This window comes from Zongyangia hominis (assembly GCF_014385095.1).
GTDB classification, from domain to species: Bacteria; Bacillota; Clostridia; order Oscillospirales; family Ruminococcaceae; genus Zongyangia; species Zongyangia hominis.
Genome location: NZ_JACRTC010000002.1, coordinates 377,281 through 385,401, shown reverse-complemented (window position 1 = coordinate 385,401; position 8,121 = coordinate 377,281). Strand labels below are relative to the sequence as shown.

General features: G+C 57.1%; 5 protein-coding genes. All 5 read left to right on the top strand.

Annotation, left to right across the window (positions count from 1 at the left end):
- Positions 1-382: 382 nt before the first annotated feature.
- The 5 genes from H8709_RS05240 to H8709_RS05220 all read left to right on the top strand — a co-directional run bounded on the left by H8709_RS05240 (position 383) and on the right by H8709_RS05220 (position 8,065).
- Positions 383-1,906, top strand: a complete 1,524-nt coding sequence (locus H8709_RS05240) for a DUF3794 and LysM peptidoglycan-binding domain-containing protein (protein ID WP_262397310.1) — start codon at positions 383-385, stop codon at positions 1,904-1,906.
- 36 nt (positions 1,907-1,942) lie between these two features.
- A complete protein-coding gene (gene spoIVA / locus H8709_RS05235) occupies positions 1,943-3,421 on the top strand; it encodes a stage IV sporulation protein A (protein ID WP_262397309.1) in 1,479 nt (492 codons plus the stop codon).
- 546 nt (positions 3,422-3,967) lie between these two features.
- On the top strand, positions 3,968-4,393 hold the full coding sequence (locus H8709_RS05230; RefSeq protein WP_262397308.1) for a GtrA family protein: 426 nt from the start codon (positions 3,968-3,970) through the stop codon (positions 4,391-4,393).
- Between the two features lie 8 nt (positions 4,394-4,401).
- Positions 4,402-5,346, top strand: a complete 945-nt coding sequence (locus H8709_RS05225; RefSeq protein WP_392391662.1) for a glycosyltransferase family 2 protein — start codon at positions 4,402-4,404, stop codon at positions 5,344-5,346.
- 13 nt (positions 5,347-5,359) lie between these two features.
- Positions 5,360-8,065 (top strand): YfhO family protein, encoded by a 2,706-nt coding sequence (locus tag H8709_RS05220; RefSeq protein ID WP_262397306.1) that lies wholly within the window; start codon positions 5,360-5,362, stop codon positions 8,063-8,065.
- Positions 8,066-8,121 lie beyond the last annotated feature (56 nt).

The window sequence follows — 8,121 nt, the reverse complement described above, 5'->3', positions numbered from 1 at the left end:
TGGAGGGAGGGCGGTCATCCGCCGCAGACCCAGAGCGCGATCCTTGGGGGTTGTTAGCAAGGGGGAGTCCCCCTTGCTGTGCCCTTTGCATCCTTTCCGGCAAGGGAAAGGATGTGCCCCCGCGGCATGAGCGGCCACCTGCCGGTGGGGGATGCCGGACAGTCGCGGCGGTCACGCCGCCTCAAAGCACGCGCGGAGGAGAAAACAAGGTGCTGTCCGCGCCACTTCCCGCGCGCCCATTTGTAAAGGAATAATCCCCGCCGGGGATTATTCCTTTTTCCATTTTCTTTGGACGAACAGATTGCATATTTGGGACAGGGGGGCCATATAGATGTGGTAGGAACCAAAAGACTAGTAAAAAGGAGAGAGCTTCCTTATGGATTTGAAGGTTACGAAGCAGGCGGTTACCATAAATGAAGTGGTTTTAGAAACAACGCTGGAACAGTCCTTGGAATGTGACATTGTGCTGGCGGACTACTACCCGGATATCCTCCGCATCCTCAAATGCGAAATCTGCCCCAAGATCGTGCAGACCAACGTGGGTGGGGAGCGGTTGACCATCGACGGCTTTGTCAATGTGATGGTGTACTATCTGTCCGACAATTCCCAGATCCGGTGCTGTGAGCACAAAATCAATCTCAATAAGTCCTGTGACTTAAAAACAACGGCGGAAAACCCCGTGGTGACGGTACGGCCCCGGGTGGATTACGCCAACTGCCGCGCGGTCAACCAGCGGCGGCTGGATGTGCGGGGCGCGGTCTCCCTGATGGTCAAGGTGACGGCTCCCAGGGAGGAGCAGTTTATGGAGGACGCCGAAGGCGGCGGCATCCAGTTGTGCCGTCGCTCCTTTGACGCCACCGATTTGGTGGGCTGTGTCAGCCGGCAATTCTCCATCGAGGAGGAGCTGGAGCTCAGCCAGGGGAAGCCCCCCATCGCTTCCATTATACGCTGCGAACTGTGCGCCAATACCACCGACTACAAGGTGATTACCGGCAAGATCGTCGCTAAGGGGGAGTTGATGATTCATACCCTCTACGCGGCGGAAGAGGACCCAAGGCCTCAGGTGATGGAAAACACCATCCCCATCAGCCAGATCATCGACATGCCCGGCGTGGATGAGGACTGCAAATGCGATGTGCGCTTTGAGCCCATCTCCTGGGATATGCAGCCCCAGTCGGACATCGACGGGGAGGCGAGAATTATCGACGCCGACGTCACCCTGTGCGTCACGGCCAAAGCCTACCGGCAGAACACCGTCACCGCGGTCAGCGACGCCTACTCCACCTCCAGCGTGGTGAAGCCCTCCTTTAGCCCCATCTCCATGATGCAGCTGTCCGACGTCATCGCGGAGAAAAGCCTGGTCAAGGCCTCCTTAGACCTGGATGAGGATTTGAGTGCCATCATGGACCTTTGGGGACGCCTGGAGATCATCTCCTGCAAACCGGGCGAGGGATGCGTGGCGGTTTCGGCAAAGCTGACGGTGTGTCTGTTTGCCATGAACGCCCAGAACGAACCGGTGTACATCGAAAGGGCGGCGGATGTCAACGAGAATATCAGCCAACAGAATGTACCGATGAGTCCCGTGTGTGAACTGGACGCGGCGGTTCTCTCCAGCGCTTATACCTTAAGCCCCCGCAAAGTGGAAGTGCGCTGCGACGTAAAATTCATGGGCTGTGTCTATGATATGGTGAAGCAGCAGCTGCTCACCGATATCGAAGTCGCCGGGGAGAAGGAAAAACCGGCGGACGACAGCGCGCTGACCATTTACTACGCAGATGAATCGGAAGATATCTGGGACATTGCCAAGCGCTACAATACCTCGGTTCAGGCGGTGATGGAAGAAAACAGCCTGGAAGACGAGAAACTTAAAAAGCGGGGCATGATCTTGATTCCGATTTTAGACTAACAGCGATAAGTGAAAATTAAAGGGGGAACTGAAGGCATGGAAAGCCGTAACATATACACAGATATCGCCCGGCGCACAGACGGAAACATCTATGTCGGCGTCGTAGGTCCGGTGCGAAGCGGAAAATCGACCTTTATTAAGCGTTTTATGGAGACCTTGGTCATCCCGAACATCGACAGCGATTTCCGCCGGGAGCGGGCGGTGGATGAGCTGCCCCAATCGGCGGCGGGGAAGACCATCATGACCACCGAACCCAAATTCATCCCGGAGGAAGCCGTCTCCATCAGCATGGACGGCGCCGGCGAGCTGAGCGTGCGCCTGATTGACTGTGTGGGCTTTATCGTCCCCAGTTCCTTAGGCTACATTGAAAACGAAATGCCCCGGATGGTGAAAACCCCGTGGTTCGAGCAGGAGATTCCCTTCAATATGGCCGCTGAGATCGGCACCCAGAAGGTTATCACCGACCACTCCACCATCGGACTGGTGGTCACCACCGACGGCAGCATCTCCGACATCCCCCGGGCCGAGTATGAAGAGGCCGAGGAGCGGGTCATTAACGAGCTCAAAGAGATCGACAAACCCTTTGTCATCCTCTTAAACTGCATGTACCCCAACACCCCCCAGGCCCGGCAGCTGAGGGAGCAGATGCAAGAGAAATACGGGGTTCCGGTCATCGCTGTCAACTGCCTGGACATCGACGAAAGCGATATCAAAGAAGTCCTTTCCACCATTTTGCAGGAATTCCCGGTCAAGGAAATTTCAGTAGAGATACCCAAATGGCTGGTCACCCTTCCCAAGGACCACTGGCTCAAATCCGCCACCTATGCCGCCATTCAGAACTGCGCGGCGGGCATCACCCACATGAGCGCGGTCAAGGGCGCGTTTGCCAGCGTCAGCGAGTGCGAATACATCGTGGAGGCGGAGGTCACCTCCTTAGACTACGGCGTGGGCCGGGCGAAATTGCGGGTCCACATGCAGTCGTCCCTGTTCTATCAGGTGCTGGGGGAGGCCACGGGACTGGATATCGACGGGGAAGCGGGCCTCATGCCCTGCATGATCGAGCTCGCCCGGGTCAAGAAGGAGTACGACAAGATCAGAGGCGCTCTGGAGGAAGTGGAGGCCACCGGTTACGGCATCGTCATGCCGTCGCTGGAAGAGCTCTCCCTGGAGGAGCCGGAGATCGTCAAGCAGGGCGGACGCTACGGGGTCCGGCTGAAGGCTTCGGCGCCGTCCATCCATATGATGAAGGCGGACATCACCACCGAGGTCAGCCCCATCGTGGGCAGCGAGAAACAGTCGGAAGAGTTGGTCATGTACCTGCTCCAGGAGTTTGAGGAGAATCCGAAAAAGATTTGGGAATCCAACATTTTCGGAAAATCCCTCCACGAGCTGGTCAACGAGGGGCTCCACAACAAGCTCTACCGGATGCCGGGGGAAGCCCGCATCCGCTTGCAGGAAACCATCGAGCGCATCATCAACGAAGGCTGCTCGGGACTCATCTGTATCATCTTATAGACGGGATGTTTTTAAAGGGCGCGGACTTTTGGTCCGCGCCCTTATTGCGCCTTGTGGATAAGGCGAGGTTCGCCCAAAGGAGACGCAGGAGCCGTGGGGCGGCGGGAAGAGGATGTGAACGACACGATGAGGTCCCCGCCGTACCATATCCGTTCCCCGGCGAGGACAAGCGTATCCCGTGCTTTTTTGGGCGTGTCTCGGGCGGCGTTTACTCCCATGCCCGCCGGGACTGCGGCAGACCAGACGCCGTCAAAAGCCGCCGCGCTCTCAACCGCGTAGGCCCATCCCCAGCGCCGTGCCGTCGGCCCTTGCGCGCGGGGAAGAGCCCCTCTTTTTTTCGTCCGCGCCGGAGAAGGCGTCCATCCCGGCGGCGGTTGGGGCGCGTCCCCCGGGAATTGCAGGTTTTGCCTTGACATCCCCCCCCGTCATGTTAAAATGAAAAGAGTATTCTGTGAAAAGCGTCTGTTTTTTAGGGAAATCCGGATAAATGCGGGGAAAAACAGGCACTTTAACAGTGGACAAGTTTAGGGCCGGGAGAAGAACAACATGATGGAAAAAATCAAAGCGCTCTTTGTCAAGTACAAAGAAATCATACTCTACGTCTTTTTTGGCGGGCTGACGACGGTCGTCAACTTTGTCGTCTATTTGGGACTTAAAAATCTGCTGGGCGTTCCCATGGTGGCGTCCAATATCACCGCCTGGGCGGTGTCGGTGCTCTTTGCCTATGTGACCAACAAGCTCTATGTTTTTGAGAGCAGGGACATGACCCCGCGGGCCATTGTAAGGGAGCTTGTCTCCTTTGTGGCGGCACGGCTGTTTTCCGGCGTGGTGGACACCGGCATGCTGGTGGTCCTGGTGGACTTCTGCCACATGAACGATGTGATCGTCAAGATTATGGCGCAGGTTGTGGTGGTCATCCTCAACTATATTTTTTCTAAACTCTGGATTTTTAAAAAGGGGAAGGAGGAATGACCATGGCGCTGTTATCTCTTGTGGTTCCGGCCTTCAACGAACAGGAAAATGTGGCGGCCGCGGCCGCGGCCGTCAAAGAACGGATGAAAGCGGCGGGCATCGCGTATGAACTCATCTTCGTCGACGACGGCTCCTCGGACGGGACCTGGGGCTGCATCCAAGAGGAAGCGGACAAGGACCCGGCGGTGCGAGGATTGCGCTTCTCCCGCAACTTCGGCAAGGAAGGGGCCATCTTCGCCGGGCTCCGTGCGGCCAAGGGCGACTGCGTGGCGGTCATGGACTGCGACTTGCAGCACCCGCCTGAGACGGTGGTGGAGATGTATCGCATCTGGGAGAAAAACGACGTGGACGTGGTGGAAGCGAGAAAATCCTCCCGGGGAAAGGAAAACTTCCTCTACAAGGGCTTTTCCAAGCTGTTTTATGGGCTCCTCAAAGCGGTGGGCAAGATCGACTTGGAGAACTGCTCAGACTTTAAGCTGATGAGCCGGGAAGTGGTGGACGCCTTAAACGCCATGCCCGAGCGCCAGACCTTCTTCCGGGCCCTCTCAAGCTGGGTGGGATACCGCACGGCCATCGTCTATTTTGAGGTGCCGCCCCGCAACGCGGGCACGTCTAAATGGTCGGTGGGACAGCTCTTCCGCTACGCCATGCGTTCCATCTCGTCCTTTTCCACCGCTCCCATGCAGGCGGTGACCATCTGCGGCTTTTTATTCTTTATCTTCGCCGTGATTTTGGGGGTGCAGACCCTCGTCAGCAAGCTCATCGGCCACGCGGAAGCGGGCTTCCCCACGGTGATTCTGCTGCTCCTGCTCATCGGGAGCATCATCATGTTTAGCCTCGGCGTCATCGGCTACTACATTGCCCGCATTTACGACGAGGTCAAGTTCCGGCCCCGGTACATCATACAGGAAACCACCGATGGCAAAGGGCAAAAAGATATCACAAAAGATTAGGAGGACTTCATCCGTGCAGCATCATAAGCTCAAAAACCCATTGCAGGACAAGGGCCATTTCGCGGCCGCGTTTCTTATCCCCATCCTCGTCATGTGGACGGTGTACGCCCTCTTTAACGTCTTTCCCTTCGGGCAGAATTCCCTTTTAGTGCTCGATCTCAACGGCCAGTATGTCTATTACTTCGAGCACATGCGGGACGCGCTGCTGGGCGGCGACGGCCTGCTTTACTCTTGGACCCGTTCTCTGGGCGGGGAGATGCTGGGGCTTTATTCCTACTACCTGGCCAGCCCCTTCAGCTTCCTGACACTCCTATTCCCCAAGGCCATGATCACCGAGGCCATCCTGGCCATGACGCTTTTAAAGATCGGCTCCTGCGGGTTGGCCATGGCCATCTACTTAGATCGGGGGAAGAAGACCTCCCGGATTTCCACCCTGCTCTTTTCCTTCCTCTATGCCACCATGGCCTATGTGGTGGCGGAAGCCAACAACATCATGTGGCTCGACGGGCTCATCGCCCTGCCGCTCATCATCTGGGGCATCGAGAAGCTGTGCGAGAAGCGCAAGTTCGCCCTGTTCATCATTCCGCTGGCTCTGTGCTTCTTGGCAAACTACTACATCGGCTATATGGTGGGCATTTTTAGCTTCCTCTATTTCCTCTACTACGTCTTCAGCCGGGAGGAAGGGCCTTCCTTCCGCCGCTTTCTTGGAAAATTGGGCTGGTTTCTTTTGTGCGCGGCCATCGCGGCGGCCATCGCGGCCATCATTTTGCTGCCCACCATGTATTCGCTGCGCCTGGGGAAACTCAATTTCTCCGACCCCAATTTCTCCCCCCTCTCCCAGTTTGATTTCTTCCAGTTTTTCTCCAAACTCCTGCCCTCCTCCTACGACACCCTGCGCCCGGAGGGCCTGCCCATGATCTACTGCGGCGTGCTGACGCTGCTGCTCCTGCCGCTTTACTTCCTCAACAAGAAGATTTCCCTCCGGCGCAGGCTGCTCTCCGCCGGTATCCTGGCGGTGATGTTTATCTCCATGAACGTGCGGACCATCGACCTTGTGTGGCACGGCTTTGCCGTCCCCAACTGGCTCAACTACCGCTACTCGTTCATGTTCTGCTTCCTGCTCCTCGTCTTCGCATGCGAGGCCTTTGAGAGGATCCGAGAGGTGTCTTTTGCAAGCCTCATCAAGTGCTATGCGGGGCTTCTCTTCCTCGTCGCCCTCGTCGATCACTTCGCCTTCGAGTATATCTCCCCCGAAAACTCCATCTGGCTGGCGGTTATCTGCGCCACCATCTATGTGGGGATGCTGGCGCTGCAGCACAAGGACAAGGCGGAGAACATCGTGCCGGCGGTGCTGGCTTTCACCGTGTTCATGGAGATGGGCGCCTCGGCCTGGAACACCATCAAGGCCCAGGACAAGGACATCGTCTATTCCACCCGCACCTCCTACCGGGAGTTCATGGACCCGCTCCAGCCGGTGGTGGACAAGCTCAAGGCCATGGATACGAGTTTTTACCGCAGTGAGAAAAACTTCACCCGGATGGTCAACGACAATATGGCCCTGGGCCTTTACGGCATGTCCCATTCCAGCTCCTCCCTCAATGAGAAGAACATCACCATGATCGAGCGCCTAGGCGTCAGCGCCCGGGGCCACTGGACCAAATATTTGGGCGCCACCGAGGTGGTGGACGCCCTCTTCGGCATCAAATACGTGATGGACAAAGGCACCATCGATAAGCCATACAGCTTGGTGCTGGAGGAAAATGGCATCGGCGTCTATGAAAACCCCAACGCCTTGCCCATTGTCTTCCCCTCCAACGCGGCCGTCAAAGGGGTGAGCGTGGACAACGACAACCCCTTCGAGCTGCAAAATGAGCTGCTCAGCGCCCTTGTGGGCGGCGAGTATCGGGAGTTCTTCCACCCGGCCCAGATCGAAAACACTGACCTTGTCAACGTCAAGGAGGAGCAGGCGGAGGACCATATCAAGTATTCCCCTCTGACTGAGGGCGTCACCGCCCAGGTGGACTACACCGTCCAGGGCGCCATCGACGGGGAGCTCTACTGCTATTTCCCCTCCAATTATGAGCGCAAAGTGAACCTCTGGGTCAACGACGCTTGGCTCGACACCTTCTTTGACAACGAGACCTACCACGTCATGAAGATGGGCGAGTTTACCGCCGGGGAGCGGGTCAAGCTGACCATGACCCTGACCGAGAGCGAAGTCTATCTCAAGAATGCGTATTTCTATACCTTCGACCGGGCCCTGTTCCAGCAGGCCATGGACGAGCTCAAAGCGAGAAACGCCGCGGTGGAAAAGAAGAGCGAGACCAAGCTCACCGCCACCGTGGAGGCGGCGGAAGATATGGTGCTCTACACCTCCATCCCCTATGAGGACGGCTGGACGATCAAGGTCGATGGCAAGAAGGTGGAAACCTACCGGGTGCTCGACGCCCTGCTTGCCTGCGATCTGCCCGCCGGGACCCACCAAATCACCCTGACCTTCCTGCCCAAAGAGGTGGTCATCGGCGCGGTGGTATCTTTGGCCGGTGTGGCGGCCTTGGTCCTGCTCATCCTCTGGAGCAAAAAGCACCCGGAGCGGACCGAAACGGCCGGACCGGCGGATGATAACAGACCCTTAAAATCGGCTCCGCTGCGGGAGTTATTGCAGGAGGCGCTGGACGAGACGCCGGACTCCCCCGAAGAAGAAAAGAAAAACCAGTGAAAAACTGGAGGGATAACGGGCATACTAACTCCTAGAAACTGTCAGACAAAGGAGTA

Bases quoted from the DNA above. Each gene is read 5' to 3' on its own strand.
- H8709_RS05230 (WP_262397308.1), top strand. From the start codon at position 3,968: ATGATGGAAAAAATCAAAGCGCTCTTTGTCAAGTACAAAGAAATCATA.
- spoIVA (WP_262397309.1), top strand. From the start codon at position 1,943: ATGGAAAGCCGTAACATATACACAGATATCGCCCGGCGCACAGACGGA.